Raw genomic sequence first — 14,582 nt, forward strand, 5'->3', positions numbered from 1 at the left:
CTCCGAAAACCGAGAGGGACTCAGTAACTGCGGGGCAGTCCCAGGGTGTGCTCGGCGACGTGGTTCCGCATCATCTCGGTCGACCCCGGAGCGACCTTCCCGAGGCGGGAGCCCTTCCACATCTCGATGACGGTGTAGTCACGCGAGAAGCCGTTGCCACCGTGGGTCTGGACCGCCACGTCGGTGGCGTCGTGGCCGACCTCGGTGGCACGGAGTTTCGCCATATTCGAGACTTCGGCGGTCTTTTTCGGGTCGGATTCATTGTCGACCATCCAGGCGGCCTTCCGGACGAGAAGTCCCGCCGACTGCAGTTTCGCCCACGAATCGGCGATGGGGTGTTGGATGCCCTGGTGGGCGCCGATGGGTTGGTCGAAGACCTCACGTTCGTTGGCGTAGTCGACCGAACGGTTGATAGCGCACTTGCCGACGCCGATGGCGCCGGAGGCCCCGAGGAGTCGTTCGGGGTTGACCGTATCGAACAGTTGGTACAGCCCCATGCCCTTCGTTCCGATGATGTCCTCCTCGTGGGCGCGGTAGCCGTCGAAGGACAGTTCGAACTGCTTTTCGGGCGTCGGGATACCCACGTCGAGCTCTCGCGCTTCGATGGCTGGGTCGTCGGGGTCGACGAGGAACAGGGTGACCCCCTGCATCTTCGCGGAGTCGTCCTTCGGCGACGTTCGTGCGACGAGCAGCATCTGGTCGGCCACGTCGACGCCGGATATCCACTGCTTCGTTCCGTCGATGACGTACTCGTCGCCGTCCTCCTCGGCGAACGTCGTCATGTTCGGCGCGTTGTGGCCGGCGTCGGGTTCGGTCAGCGCCATCGCGAAGTTCACGGAGCCGTCACAGATGCCCGGCAGCCACTCCTCTTTCTGTTCCTCGCTCCCGTTTTCGGTGAGGGTGATGCCTCCAAAACAGACGTTGACGACGAACAGCATCTCCGCACCGAGACAGCCGTTGGCACATAGCTCCTCGACGATGGCGGACAGTTCCCAAAACCCCATCCCTTCGCCGCCGTACTCGGTGGGAATCGCGGCACCGAGGAACCCGGCGTCGGCACAGTCGTTCCAGAACTCCGTCGGTTCTCGCCCTTCGGAGACCTCGAGCCAGTAGTCGTCGTCGTAATCCGACGCGATATCGCGAGCCGTCTGTCGAATCATCTCCAACTCTTGGGTCTCTTCGAACCCCGGCTGTGAGGATTGTGATACCGTCATACACACCCCTCAGGACCGGAACCACTTAAACTATGCAACTAACCACGTCTTGAGAGTTTATCCGAGAGGGCAGTTCGTGTTGCCCACTCTCGGTAAGCAAATACAAAAACCCCCGACCAGCGCGCTGCTGGTCGAGGGTTGAATGAATGGTAGGCGGCGAACCAGATTTCCCAGAGACTCTCGTACTCCAGTACTCGCTGGAACGCTGGCGGGCTTATCTTCCGTGTTCGGGATGGGTACGGGAGTCGCCCCGCCGCTATGGCCGCCTTAACGCCGACTCGTGGAGTCGAACCACGATAACGCAACCGTGCGTCGGTGGTGAATTCCGTATGTACGTGCGATCCAGTTTACGCCCGGACCCGCTTCATCGGGCGGAGCAATGATTGGTGGCTTCGGTCAGTTAGTGCTTGCGGGCTGAACACCTCGTTGCCTCGGTGCTTACACCCCAAGTCTATCGAACTCGTCTTCTACGAGAGACCTCGGCGATGCTTCTTTTCCAGGTGGGTTTCGAGCTTAGATGCGTTCAGCTCTTACCCCGTGGTGCGTAGCTGCCCGGCAGTGCCCTCTCGGACAACCGGTAAACCAGTGGCACCCAACCGTAGTTCCTCTCGTACTATACGGTCGTTCCTGTCAAGCATCAGACACACCCAGTAGATAGCAGCCGACCTGTCTCACGACGGTCTAAACCCAGCTCACGACCTCCTTTAATAGGCGAACAACCTCACCCTTGCCCGCTTCTGCACGGGCAGGATGGAGGGAACCGACATCGAGGTAGCAAGCCACTCGGTCGATATGTGCTCTTGCGAGTGACGACTCTGTTATCCCTAGGGTAGCTTTTCTGTCATCAATGGCCCGCATCGGGCAGGCTCATCGGTTCGCTAGACCACGCTTTCGCGTCAGCGATCCTCGTTGGGAAGATCACTGTCAATCCATCTTTTGCTCTTGCACTCACCGTCGGGTCTCCGTCCCGACTGAGATGGACTTAGGGCGCGCTCGATATCTTTTCGAGCGCGTACCGCCCCAGTCAAACTGCCCAGCTATCGGTGTCCTCCTCCCGGAGTGAGGGTCACAGTCACTGACGGGTAGTATTTCAGTGTTGACTCGGTGGCGTGCTAGCGCACGTACCTGTGTAACGTCTCCTACCTATCCTGCACATCAGCGACCATGTCCCAGCGACAGCTTGCAGTAAAGCTCCATAGGGTCTTCGCTTCCCCCCTGGGTGTCTCCAGACTCCGCACTGGAACGTATAGTTCACCGGGCCCAACGTTGGGACAGCGACGCTCTCGTTAATCCATTCATGCAAGCCGCTACTGAAGCGGCAAGGTACTACGCTACCTTAAGAGGGTCATAGTTACCCCCGCCGTTGACGGGTCCTTCGTCCCATTGTACTGGGTGTTCAGATACCCGCACTGGGCAGGATTCAGTGACCGTACGAGTCCTTGCGGATTTGCGGTCACCTATGTTGTTACTAGACAGTCGGAGCGTCCAAGTCACTGAGACCTGCCTCTTTCCGAGGCAGGCACCCCTTATCGCGAACTTACGGGGCCAGATTGCCGAATTCCCTAACGTCGGTTGTTCCCGACAGGCCTTGCCTTTCGCCGGCATGAGCACCTGTGTCGGATCTCGGTACGGACGTTATACTTGCCTTTTCACGGGCCCCAGGTTGAACCAACTTGCGCTATCCTGCCGTTCGTCCGCTTCGTGCCATTACGGCGTCCACGGATTTGGACAGTTCGACTGGGCGAAGGCCCAGCTTGGTCGACCCCAGGGCGTCAGCGTTCAATGTATAACGGCGCTGGAATATTAACCAGCTTCCCATTTCGACTCATTCGAATTGCGGTGAGTCTTAGGACCGGCTAACCCTCGGCTGACAAACATTGCCGAGGAACCCTTGCTCATTAGGCCGTCGGGATTCACACCCGACTATCGCTGCTACTGTAACCAGGATTTTCGTCACCGGTTGGTCCACTCGAACTCTCGCCCGAGCTTCCACCCAACCGGAGTGCCGACCTACGGAAGCACACGGTGAAGTGTGCCGCTAGGTCTCGGTGGTAGACTTGAGCCCCGATCATTTTGGGCGCCCCGAACCTCGGCCGGTAAGCTGTTACGCTATTCTTAGAGGGTAGCTGCTTCTAAGCTCACCTCCCGGCTGTCTAGGGCTCGGGACCACCTTCAATCGCACTTAGTCTACACTTTGGGACCTTAACCAAGCTCTGGGTTGTCTCCCTCACGCTGCACAGGCTTACCCCGCACAGCGGACTCCCTGCGTCGACGGCGTTCGTGAGTTCGGAGTTTGACAGGAGGGTGAACTTCTCTCGAAGTCCACTCCTCCAATCAGTCTCTCTACCCCACGAACTACCTCAGCAGAGGTCATGCTTCGACATGTTTCGGTCGGAACCAGCTGTTTCCGGGTTCGATGGGCCTTTCACCCCTAAACGTAGATCACGAGAGGGTATTGTAGGACACCAACTCTAACGGACCTCCACGTAGCTTTCGCCACGCTTCGTCCTGTCCACGCTTAGATCACCCGGTTTCGGGTCGTACCCGTTTGACTCCCCGCGCTTGAACACGGCGGCCCTAGCGCAAAGCGCTGCGGCCATGTCGGTTTCCCTACGCCTTCCCCGATGAACGGGTTAGACTCGCCAAACAAGTACACTCCCTGGTTCGTTTTTCAAAACGCACGACGGGACACCGGCTTCCGATGAGTCCTACTGGAGGCTCGCGCCTCGGTCGTTCTTCAGCGGACCTTTTGTGCCTCGTCGCTCTATCGCCACCTGATTTCAAGCCCTATTGCACCTCCCTTCTCGGGGTGCTTTTCAGCGTTCGTTCACACTACTTGTTCGCTATCGGTCTCAGGACGTATTTAGTCTTGACAGACGATGTCTGCCGAATTCACGAGGAATTTCCAATCCCCGCTACTCTGGAGCTGACGCACGACGTACTAGTTCTCGATACGGGGTTATCACCCTGTATCACGCTCCGTTCCAGGAGACTTCTCGAGAACCTTCCGTCGATGAAAGTCAGTCCGAACACCACATTGCCCGTGAGGGCTTCGGTTTGGACTGTGTCGCCTTCACTCGCGGTTACTAACGACATCACATTCGTTTTCTCTTCCTGTCCCTACTAAGATGTTTCAATCCGGGACGTTCCCCATTGCGCAAAGCAATTGCTTAGAGGATTCCTATTAGGAGATCCGTAGTTCTTAGCCTTCGTGCGGCTCCCTACGGCTTATCGCAGCTTGACACGTCCTTCCTCGGCGCCTGAGCCGAGCTATTCACCAGGTGGCACAGTAGCCACGGTAATGATAGATCGCTCATAAACCCGATGAAACGGGTCCAGTGAGCGTCTGGATCGCACGTACACACGGTCTCATACACACCCTGCTGACAACAGGGAGCGTCCACCCTTCCCACTCGCGTTTGCACGGAGTGGTGCATCGGTTCTTCGTACCCAGACGAATCACCGTTTCCCACTTAAGGGACACGGTTCGAAGTCGGGTACGTGAGATGGACCCACTGGGATTCGAACCCAGGGCATCCTCCTTGCAAAGGAGGCACTCTACCACTGAGCTATGGGCCCTACCATTAGCCTTGACAGTTCAAAGGTGCTCGGTCGGTCACCGTCGACGAACGTCGATAGACGCCAAAGGTGGGTCGGGGACAACGCCCCGATCCCGATCAGTAGGAGGTGATCCAGCCGCAGATTCCCCTACGGCTACCTTGTTACGACTTAAGCCCCCTTGCGGAGCCCAGATTCGACCGAGGAACTCGGCCTCATCCGGACCCCACTCGGGTGCTTTGACGGGCGGTGTGTGCAAGGAGCAGGGACGTATTCACCGCGCGCTTGTGACACGCGATTACTACCGAATCCAGCTTCATGTGGGCGAGTTTCAGCCCACAATCCGAACTACGACCAAGTTTAGGAGATTAGCTCCACCTCTCGGTGTCGCATCCCACTGTCTTGGCCATTGTAGCCCGCGTGTAGCCCAGCTCATTCGGGGCATACTGACCTACCGTTGCCCGTTCCTTCCTCCGTCTTGGCGACGGCAGTCCCCCTAGTGTACCCAGCCATCGCGAGATGCTGCTGGCAACTAGAGGTGCGGGTCTCGCTCGTTGCCTGACTTAACAGGACGCCTCACGGTACGAGCTGACGGCGGCCATGCACCTCCTCTCAGCAGCTCGAATAAGATCATCAACCTGATCGTCATCACTGCTGTCGGAGCTGGTGAGATGTCCGGCGTTGAGTCCAATTAAACCGCAGGCTCCTCCGGTTGTAGTGCTCCCCCGCCAATTCCTTTAAGTTTCATCCTTGCAGACGTACTTCCCAGGCGGCTCGCTTCACGGCTTCCCTACGGCACAGCACAGGCTCGTAGCCTGTGCCACACCTAGCGAGCATCGTTTACGGCTAGGACTACCCGGGTATCTAATCCGGTTCGAGACCCTAGCTTTCGTCCCTCACTGTCGGATCCGTCCTCCTGAAGTGCTTTCGCCATCGGTGGTCCGTCCAAGATTACGGGATTTCACTCCTACCCCAGACGTACCCTTCAGGTCTTCCGGTCCCAAGCCGAACAGTTTTCGCCGGACGCCCACTCGTTAAGCGAGTGGATTTCCCGACGAACTTGCTCGGCCAGCTACGGACGCTTTAGGCCCAATAATATCGGCCATCACTTGGGCTGCCGGTGTTACCGCGGCGGCTGGCACCGGTCTTGCCCAGCCCTTGTTCCTGTACCACCTTACGGTACAGAAAAGCGAGGGCTCTATGCCCTCGCACTCGGTGTCCCCCTATCGCACTGGCGTGCAGTGTAAAGGTTTCGCGCCTGCTGCGCCCCGTAGGGCCCGGACTCGTGTCTCAGAGTCCGTCTCCGGGCTCTCACTCTCATGACCCGTACCGATTATCGGCACGGTGGGCCGTTACCCCACCGTCTACCTAATCGGCCGCAGCCACATCCTATGGCGCCGGAGCATTTGATACATCCGCCATTTCCAGGCTGGATGTACTATCCAGGATTAGCCTCAGTTTCCCGAGGTTATCCTGGTCCATAGGGCAGTTTGGCCACGTGTTACTGAGCAGTTTGCTACGTTATACGTACAACTCGCATGGCTAAATCGGACACCGATAGCAATGGCCTCCGGCAGGATCAACCGGAATGTATTCCCCGTGCCTGATTCCCGGCTCGGGGAGGGTTGGCGGGAACACACCAAGATGGTGTGTTTCCTATGCTATCGACGTTCGGCGACATCGGACCGACCGAGTGTCACCGAACTGCCAAGGCTAACATCAGATTTCATCTATACGGCGGACCGCAGGGGTGAAATCCTCATTTCCTTCGGACCTAATCGTATTCCGCGATGGGTCATAAACCCACCGGAACACGTTGGTCCGTGAGTGAGTTCGGGTTCGAACCGAACTCAACCACGTCGTGTTATTCCCGAACACCCTCGTACTGATAAGGGCGTCGGATTGGGGACCACACCGAGCAGAACTCGATGCGACCCTCGTACTTCAATCCGAGTGCCCTGTTACACTTAAGGGCACCGGATTCAGGACGACGCCGGAATGCGATTCCACGTCGCCCGTCGTACTTCAACACCAACACCCTATTACACTTAAGGGCGTCGGAATCCCACTCGGCTCGAACGCCGCGTCCGACCGAGTGGTGTGTTCCAATCCGACTTCCTCCACAGTCGAGATGTCGAGACGAGACGACCCAGAGGGCCGTCCCGGCCGGGGCATCACGCCCCGTGTTGTTCGCATTCGTTCGGATGGGAGTGTTCACCTTAAGCCCGTCGAAGTGCACCCGCTACGTCACGCGTTTTCATGCCTCTCAGGCCTTGGCAAGCGGACTCACGCCATACGGGACCAATCGGTCACGCCTCGAGCTCGCGAGTTACGAATCCCGGCGCGCGCAGTCGACGGCCTGAGTCGAAAAACGTGTCCGTATTCGGATATGAAATGTCGCGCGGTCGGAAGTCGTAGCCCTCATTCCGTACGCGCACACGCGTGGTCAGGCACGGGTGAGTTGCCGCGCACCTGCCGCTAACGGCGGGTGACTCATAGCCGTTCGGAAAAACGTGGGGGCTTAGATTTCTTCGAGGTGTTCGATGCCCTGCTTGGAGACGTTTGCTTCGGTTATCTCCTCGGGCATCCAGTCCGGACTGTCACTCGGGGACTCCTCTTCCCACGCCCACCCGTCGTAGATGTGGACCTTCTTCGTCCCCTTCTCACGGAGCCGAAGTTCTTTGTGCTCGGCGTGTTGCTCGCTGTCCGCTGGGTCGAGTCGGCGTGCCGCCTTCAGCGCCGCCTGCCGAGGCGTCCGACCTGAGAACACACTCGTCTCGTTACCTGTCTGGTCTCGAAGCGCGAAGTTTCGCTTGCCATCGTCGTCACGTGCCATGGTTTCTCTCCTCCGTGTGAGGTCTGCACACACGTTGATATAAATATATCCCCCGAACGAGGTAATTTCGGCCACTACATTTATAAACGGGGCCGCGGTGTCGGGCGAAAACGGGGGTCGAAACCCGTCAAATCGGTGCCGATTTTCGCCCCTCAGAACTCGCGCGCGCCGGAGGGCGGCACCGCGCGCACGGTACACTTATGTATCTCGTGCGGTGACGGGCACAATATAGCCCGATGGTGCGAAAGAAGAAGCTCAGCCCGAGTGGCGCCAAAGACGAGGACGGCGAGTACCACAACGTACACGTCAACCTCCACGAGGACGAACTCGCCGTCGCCGGTATGGAAATCGGGGACGAAGTGTTCGTCCGTGTCCGAGACGGGAAGATAATCATCCAGAAGGCGGACCCGGACGAACTCGAACACGAGTTCTGAGGTCGGGATACCCCAAGACCGCCGTATTTAAGCGATTTCGGCGGCCTCTCTCGGTAATGCGTCTCTACGACCTGGTGAAACCGATTCTGTTTCAGCTAGACGCCGAAACCGCCCACAGAAGCGTCCACACCCTCCTGGGAGCTGTCGAGGGAACCGCAGCCGAGCAGTTGCTCGCCGATTACTACACCGTCGTCGACTCCCGACTCTCCGTCGAGGCCTTCGGGCAGCGCTTCAACAACCCGGTCGGGGTCGCCGCCGGCTTCGACAAGAACGCCGAAATCCCTCGCACGCTCGCGGCCCTCGGCTTCGGACACGTCGAAGTGGGCGGCGTCACAGCCGAACCGCAGGCCGGCAACCCCCGCCCACGGATGTTCCGCCTGCCGGAGGACCGAGCGCTCATCAACCGCATGGGCTTCAACAACGACGGCGCCGACATCATCGGCGAACGCCTCGCCGAAACCGACTGCAAAGTGCCCGTCGGCGTCAACATCGGCAAGTCGAAATCGGCCCCGAACGACGAGGCCGAAGCCGACTACCGCTACACCTTCGAGCGTGTCCGCGAGGGGGGCGACTACTTCGTCGTCAACGTCTCCTCGCCGAACACCCCCCGGACTCCGCGAACTCCAACAGCGCGACCGCCTCGAATCCATCCTCGGGACACTCCAAGACGCCGGGGCCTCGCCGTTGTTGGTGAAGCTCTCGCCGAACCTCACCGACGCCGCCACGGAGGACGCCCTGGCCGTCGTCGACGACCTCGATTTGGACGGCGTCATTGCGACCAACACCTCCACGGACCGACCTACCTCGCTTCGAGGAGAGGCTGCCAACGAGGAGGGCGGCCTCTCCGGAAAGCCAATCGAGGAGAAAGCGACGAGCATGGTCCGGTTCGTCGCCGAGCGAACCGACAAGCCCGTCGTCGGCGTCGGCGGCATCTCCGACGCGGAGGGCGCCTACGAGAAGATACGCAACGGCGCCAGCGTCGTCCAGCTGTACACCGGTCTCGTCTACGAGGGGCCCGCCATCGCACGCGATATCAACCGCGGACTCCTCGAGTTGCTCGAACGGGACGGCTTCGACTCCGTCGAAGACGCCGTCGGCGTCGACCTCTAACTCGCGTCAGTAACACGGGTCCAACCGCAACCCACCGTCGACCGGAATCCGGACGCCGGTGAGATACGACGCGGCGTCGGAAACCAGAAACGCGACGACGTTCGCCACGTCCTCGGGCGTTCCCATCCGCCCCCACGGAACGCGGTCGTCCATCGCCTGCCTGCGTTCCTCGGAGGCCAGTATCTCGGCGTTCATCGGCGATTCGATGACGCCCGGTGCGACGCAGTTGACGTTGATGCCGAACTCGGCCAACTCCAGGGCTATATCCTTCGTGAGCATCTTCACGCCCGCCTTCGAAACGTCGTAGTGAATCTTCTCGGTCCGCGGGACGGTGTCGTGGTAACTGGAGACGTTGACGACCGCTCCCTCGATGCCGTCGGCTATCATCCGCTCGACGACGGCCTGACTCAGGAGGAACTGCCCTTTCAGGTTCACGTCGAGAACGCGGTCCCAGTCGGCTTCGGGCAACTCAACGAACGGGTACACCGTCTCGATGCCGGCGTTGTTCACGAGCACCTCGATGGGGCCGAGTTCCGAAGCCGTCTCGGCGACGATAGCCTCGACTGCCTCGCTGTCGGCCACGTCGCCGGGAACGGCGACCGCTTTACCGCCGTCGTCTCGGATTTCCGCGGCCGTCTCGCGGGCCGACTCCTCGTCGATGTCGTTGACGGCGATGGCGTAGTCGCCGGCGAGTTCCAGCGCGATACCCCGTCCGATGCCGCCGCCTGCACCGGTAACGAGTGCAGCACGTTCGGTCATGATGCCGTGTAGACGGCCGGGGAAAACAGGCGTTTCCCTTCCGCTCAGCGCAGTCCGTCCAGGTCGAATTCGAAGCCGGCGACCGGCACTTCGAGGTCGTGTTCGACCAACACCGCCGGGTGAACCTCGCCGATGACGCCGACCGACTCCCCGTCGAGGACGACTTCGGCGGTGCGTCCGGAGATGAAGGATGGGTGTTCCGTCGGCGGCGTCTCCAACTCGGCGTCGAACGCCCGCGCGATAGCCTGCAGACGCGCCTTTGCGTCCTCGTAGGAGGCGTCGGTGCGGGCGACGACGCCCGCGACGGAGCGGCCTTCTGCGACGTTCGTCGGTTCCTCCAAATCGACGCCGGCGACGAGGCCGATTTCGGAGAGGTCCTGCGGGTAGGCCCGGTGGGTGTTGTTCTCCAGGACCATCAGCAGCGACGGTAGCGCCCACGTCCGGACGACGGTGTAGTCCTCGCTGTACGGTTCGGTGATGGTCGCCGGGTCCCGAGCGCCGAGGGCCTCGTCGTCGGGCGACAGCGACATCCGCTCGAACAGCTCCGCCTCGTTGGTCATATGGAAGTTCAGCAGGTCCTCGAAGCCCAACCCGACCAGCGCGTCGCGGGCGGCGTCCTCCAGTCTGGAGGTGTCGTGGCGGCCACCGACCGTCGACACGTCGGGGTACTTCGGTTCGAGGTCGTTGAACCCGTAGGCTCGGCCCACGTCGTCGACGATATCCATCGGGTGGAGCACGTCGACGCGGTACGGCGGTATCTCGACCTCGTACACCAGTTCGCCCGACGGGTCGGCGGTCGCCGGTTCCGTGACGTCCGGTTCGGACCTCGATTCCAGCCGTTGTGTCGGTACGTCTTCCAGTTCGACCGCATCGTCGTCGGAATCTCCTTCATCCGAGGTGTCGGCGTCCAACCCGGCCCGTTCGAGTAGGTCGACGACGTCCTCGCCGGCGATGTCGATGCCGAGCGTCGTCTCGATGCGCTCGTGGGAGACGGTCTTCGAAGTCGTCGAGAGGTCGGGACGAGTGAGTTCGCGGTCGGGGTACTCGACGGTCACCTCCTCGATTCGCCCGCCGCGGGCGTCCAGCGCGTAGCAGACGATGGCACACATCTTGTCGATGGTCCACTGGTCGGTGCCGGTCATCTCGATGAAGAGGTCACGAGACCCCTCCTCGACTTCCGTCCGCTTGCCGTTGATAACCGGCGGGAACGAGAACAGTCCGATGTCGTCGTAGATGGCTGGATACCGCTCCAACCCCTCCACGAGCGGCGCGTACTGCTCGCCAGTGTCGTGTTCGCGGAGTACCTCCGCGGGCGTCCGCTCCTCGTCGTCGTCCAACGGGACGAACGTGTCGCCGTCCGGTTCGACCCCACGGTAGGAGATGGATTTCTCACCGGCGCCGTCCCCGGAATGTCCTTTCAGCATGGCGAGGTCGTGGACGCCGATGGCGCCTTTCGCGCGCTTCCGGCCCATCGTCGCGTGCAGTTTCTCCTGCAGTTGGATGAGCGAATCGAGTTCGTCGGCGTCGAGGTCGACACCACGGACGACCGCACCCGTCACGTAGGGCCGTTCCTCGGGGACGCTCTCGTCGACTTCGATGGTCCACTCCGCGTCGTTGGTCTTCGGGACGTACACGCCGCGGTCGTCGCCGTACTGGTACCGCAGCGACCGGGCGACGCCCTCCACCGAGAGGCGGTCGAGTCGGTCCGGCGCGAACTCCAGTTGGAACTCGCCGTCCTCGGTTTCGCCCTCGTACTCGAGGCCGAGCGCGAAGAGGTCGTCTTTCAGTTCCTCGCCGCTCTTCTCGTCGTGGCCCGTCAGTTGCCGCAGTTCCTCGGGGTCGACGTCGACGACGGGCATCAGTGAACCACCTCCACGTTCCGCAACAGTTCGAGGTCACACAGCGTCCCGTGGACGTCGCGGATGTCCTCGAAGCCGTACATCAACATGAGCAGTCGCTCTAACGCGAGTCCCCACGCCATCACGTCGCAGTCGACGCCGAGCGGCGACAGCACCTCCTCCCGGAAGATGCCCGAGTTGCCGATTTCGATGAGCTCGCCCGTCTCGGGGTGTTTGCCGAACAACTCGAAGGACGGCTCCGTGTAGGGGTTGTAGTGGGGTTTGAACTCGATGTCGGTGATGCCGAACTGCTCGTAGAACTCCGTGAACGTCCCCATCAGGTCCCGCACCGAGAGGTCCTCGGCCATCACCCACCCCTCGATTTGGAAGAACTCGAGTAGGTGGGTCGGGTCGAGGGTGTCGTTGCGGTACACTTTCTCGACGCTGAAGTACCGCTGTGGCGGTTCGAGGTTGCCGACCTGTTCGCCGGAGAGATACCGCATCGACAGCGAGGTGGTGTGACCACGGAGGTCGACCTGTCGGGCCACGTCGGTCGTCCACGGCGAGTGATAGCCCTCGCCGTCCTCCCCGACGCCGTCGCGGTGGGCCGACTCGACTGCTTCCAGTAGGTCCTCGGGGAGACCCTCCATCGGCGGCACGTCGAGACCGAACTGGTCCCAGTGGGTGCGGGCGGGGTGGTCCTGGGGCATGAACAGACAGTCGTTGATCCAGAACTCCGCGTCGGCGTGGGGGCCTTCCATCTCCTGAAACCCCATCCCGACAAGCACGTTCTTGACGCGGTTTGCGGTCTGACGCAGGATGTGTTCCTTCCCGCCGTGGACCGTTTCGGCGTCGGCTTCGACGTTGTACTCGGTGAACTCCACCTCTTCCCACTCCCCGGAGGTGAGCAGTTCGGGCGTGACTGCGCTGACGGTCTCGGCGACTTCGACGCCTTCCATCATCGCGGTGACGCCCTCGTCGGTCAGCGTGACGCTCCGGACGGTCGTCTCGGTGCGCTCGATGAGGCCGCGCGTCTCCAGTCGGTCGAGGATTCCGGGGTCGGTGTAGCCGGCGTTGCCTGCGGCGATAGCCTCCAGCGCCTCCGTCTCGGGGTCGGCGTCGGGGTCGACGTCCGGCCCCTCTGTGGTGTCGACGATTACCTCACCACTGTCGATTCGGCCCAGTCCCTTCCGGGCGAAGTTCGACAGCGCGATGTCGACTTCGGGGCCCTCGAGGCCGGCCGCTCCGATGAGTTCGCCCATCGGAACGGGGTCGTCGTCGGCACCGGCGTCGATGGCGGCCTCGTACAGGCGGAGTTCGGGCAGGCCGTCCTCGCGGTACGTCTCACCTTCGTCGGTGAGGTGGACGTCCTCGGCGACGTGTTCGTCGACCGCGAGCAGGCCGGTGTCTTCGAGTTCGAAGGCGGCCCGCGTGACGGCCGTGGCGTCTTCGCCGAGTTCCTCGGCGAGCTGTGCAACCGTTTTCGTTTCGGTCGCGCTGGCGGCTTCCAGCAGCGCGACCTGCGTTTCGGGCAATCTCATTGACGAGTGTGTGCGTGGCTCTCTGTTAGCGGTTCCGACTCGAAGACGGCGTTTCGCCGGAGGCGCGACAGCGTCGCCTCCGGGTCCACGCCGTCTACCGAGCGAAAAAGAAACCGAACCCAGAGACTGCGGGCTGGTCGGACGCGACACCGATGGCAGCAGTGGGTTCGGGCGCCATACGCGACGCCTTGGCAGGCGTCGACAAAAGCGTTACCGTCGAATCGTCGCCGTCGCGCTCGGCTATCTCGTGAATCCGCCGGGGACACCCGCCGCGCCGGCGCCGCCCTCGTTGGGGTTGCGGCCGTCGGGAGCGGGTAACTCCAGCACGCGAGCGCCGCAGTCGGCACACTCGACGGCGATGACCTCCCAACTCTGACAGCAGGACTCAACGCTCTCGTCGGTGGGGGCGATGGGACCGCCACACTCCGGGCACGTCTCGAGGAAGACGCGGAACCCCTTGAGAACCGAGAGCCGTTCCTCCGGGAGGAGGACGCTCCAGCGGCGGTCCTCGCTGGCGACCGCCCGGTGGGCCGCGAGGTCCGAAATCAGCGCCGCCTCCGTAATCCAGTTGTACTGTGCCTTCCCGTCGACGAGGCCGTAGTAGCGGCCGTCTTCGCGGGTCTCGATTTCGACCGCGGCTTCGTCTTCTTGGAACAGGTCCGCGAGCGTTTCGACGCGTTCGTCCTCCTCGGAAAGCGCCTCGATGGCGTCTTCCCACTCCACCCGGAAGGAGTCGACGAGTTCGAGGTCATCGCCCTCCTCGGTCGGTCGGACGACGCCGAACGCCGAGAGCACCTCCTCCATCGGTTGACCCATGAGGTCCTCGACGTCCTCCCGCTCCGGGAGGACCTCCGGTTCCGCGTCGTCCGCCTCAGCGGCGACGGCGTCGCTTTCGTCGACTACCTCGACGGATTCCGTCGCAGAGGGTTCGCTCGTCACGGAGTCGTCGTCTTCTTCCGAGTCGGCAGTTTCGTCGGCACGAGCGGCCGCCTGCTCGGCGAGTTCGACGGGTACGTCTTCGCCCGGCGGGTCGGCCTTGTCGAAGGCCGCAAGCACCGACTGCGGGAGATACCGCTTCGTCAACTCGGGCGTCCCGGGAACGAGATACCCCCGGAGTGAGACGAGTGCCGCGCTCGCTACGAACGTCAACAGCCCCAACGCACGGTTTCGACGGCCGACGAGCGCGGAGACGCCCGCCGCAATGAGGAGATTGAGAATCGTACAGGGCGTACACCGATTCTCTCCGGTGTACTCCGGCTGTTCGAGTCGCTCGAGAAGGTCATTCGGCATGC

7 protein-coding genes, 1 tRNA gene, 3 rRNA genes and 1 pseudogene are annotated in these 14,582 nt (G+C 61.6%); 2 read left to right on the forward strand and 10 right to left on the reverse strand.

Annotated features, from left to right (window positions below; genetic code table 11):
• Nucleotides 1-20: 20 nt before the first annotated feature.
• The 6 genes from GJ631_RS03930 to GJ631_RS03955 all read right to left on the reverse strand — a co-directional run bounded on the left by GJ631_RS03930 (nt 21) and on the right by GJ631_RS03955 (nt 7,608).
• Complete coding sequence (locus GJ631_RS03930) at nt 21-1,214, reverse strand: acyl-CoA dehydrogenase family protein (protein ID WP_156707898.1); 1,194 nt, start codon at nt 1,212-1,214, stop codon at nt 21-23.
• 148 nt (nt 1,215-1,362) lie between these two features.
• Nucleotides 1,363-1,484 (reverse strand): 5S ribosomal RNA (gene rrf / locus GJ631_RS03935).
• Between the two features lie 111 nt (nt 1,485-1,595).
• Nucleotides 1,596-4,516, reverse strand: a 23S ribosomal RNA gene (locus GJ631_RS03940).
• A 205-nt stretch (nt 4,517-4,721) separates the two neighbouring features.
• Nucleotides 4,722-4,793: transfer RNA gene (locus GJ631_RS03945), tRNA-Ala, on the reverse strand.
• Nucleotides 4,794-4,896: 103 nt separating this feature from the next.
• Nucleotides 4,897-6,362, reverse strand: a 16S ribosomal RNA gene (locus GJ631_RS03950).
• Together the 16S, 23S and 5S rRNA genes with 1 tRNA gene alongside form the textbook arrangement of a ribosomal RNA operon.
• A gap of 931 nt (nt 6,363-7,293) precedes the next feature.
• Nucleotides 7,294-7,608, reverse strand: a complete 315-nt coding sequence (locus GJ631_RS03955; RefSeq protein WP_156707899.1) for a non-histone chromosomal MC1 family protein — start codon at nt 7,606-7,608, stop codon at nt 7,294-7,296.
• 236 nt (nt 7,609-7,844) lie between these two features.
• On the opposite strand from GJ631_RS03955, the gene GJ631_RS03960 reads away from it, so the two are divergent.
• Nucleotides 7,845-8,042, forward strand: coding sequence for a hypothetical protein (locus GJ631_RS03960; RefSeq protein WP_156707900.1), 198 nt, complete (start codon nt 7,845-7,847; stop codon nt 8,040-8,042).
• Between the two features lie 56 nt (nt 8,043-8,098).
• Nucleotides 8,099-9,152: pseudogene (locus GJ631_RS03965) on the forward strand (quinone-dependent dihydroorotate dehydrogenase).
• 6 nt (nt 9,153-9,158) lie between these two features.
• Here GJ631_RS03965 and GJ631_RS03970 read toward each other — a convergent pair.
• The 4 genes from GJ631_RS03970 to GJ631_RS03985 form a co-directional block, all read right to left on the reverse strand.
• Complete coding sequence (locus GJ631_RS03970; protein ID WP_156707901.1) at nt 9,159-9,911, reverse strand: SDR family NAD(P)-dependent oxidoreductase; 753 nt, start codon at nt 9,909-9,911, stop codon at nt 9,159-9,161.
• A gap of 44 nt (nt 9,912-9,955) precedes the next feature.
• Nucleotides 9,956-11,770: a phenylalanine--tRNA ligase beta subunit-related protein gene (locus GJ631_RS03975; protein ID WP_156707902.1), complete on the reverse strand. Its 1,815-nt coding sequence runs from the start codon at nt 11,768-11,770 to the stop codon at nt 9,956-9,958.
• Nucleotides 11,770-13,290, reverse strand: a complete 1,521-nt coding sequence (locus tag GJ631_RS03980) for a phenylalanine--tRNA ligase subunit alpha (protein ID WP_156707903.1) — start codon at nt 13,288-13,290, stop codon at nt 11,770-11,772. Before GJ631_RS03980 ends, GJ631_RS03975 begins: the two co-directional genes overlap by 1 nt.
• A 240-nt stretch (nt 13,291-13,530) precedes the next feature.
• Nucleotides 13,531-14,580: a hypothetical protein gene (locus GJ631_RS03985; protein WP_156707904.1), complete on the reverse strand. Its 1,050-nt coding sequence runs from the start codon at nt 14,578-14,580 to the stop codon at nt 13,531-13,533.
• Between the last annotated feature and the right edge of the window lie 2 nt (nt 14,581-14,582).

The sequence above is a fragment of the Natronomonas sp. CBA1123 genome, assembly GCF_009741925.1.
GTDB lineage: Archaea > Halobacteriota > Halobacteria > Halobacteriales > Haloarculaceae > Natronomonas.

Excerpts from the sequence above, each read along its gene's own strand:
- GJ631_RS03960 (WP_156707900.1), top strand. The coding sequence starts at position 7,845 with ATGGTGCGAAAGAAGAAGCTCAGCCCGAGTGGCGCCAAAGACGAGGAC.
- GJ631_RS03975 (WP_156707902.1), bottom strand. The coding sequence starts at position 11,770 with ATGCCCGTCGTCGACGTCGACCCCGAGGAACTGCGGCAACTGACGGGC.
- GJ631_RS03955 (WP_156707899.1), bottom strand. The coding sequence starts at position 7,608 with ATGGCACGTGACGACGATGGCAAGCGAAACTTCGCGCTTCGAGACCAG.
- GJ631_RS03930 (WP_156707898.1), bottom strand. The coding sequence starts at position 1,214 with ATGACGGTATCACAATCCTCACAGCCGGGGTTCGAAGAGACCCAAGAG.
- GJ631_RS03980 (WP_156707903.1), bottom strand. The coding sequence starts at position 13,290 with ATGAGATTGCCCGAAACGCAGGTCGCGCTGCTGGAAGCCGCCAGCGCG.
- GJ631_RS03985 (WP_156707904.1), bottom strand. The coding sequence starts at position 14,580 with ATGCCGAATGACCTTCTCGAGCGACTCGAACAGCCGGAGTACACCGGA.
- GJ631_RS03970 (WP_156707901.1), bottom strand. The coding sequence starts at position 9,911 with ATGACCGAACGTGCTGCACTCGTTACCGGTGCAGGCGGCGGCATCGGA.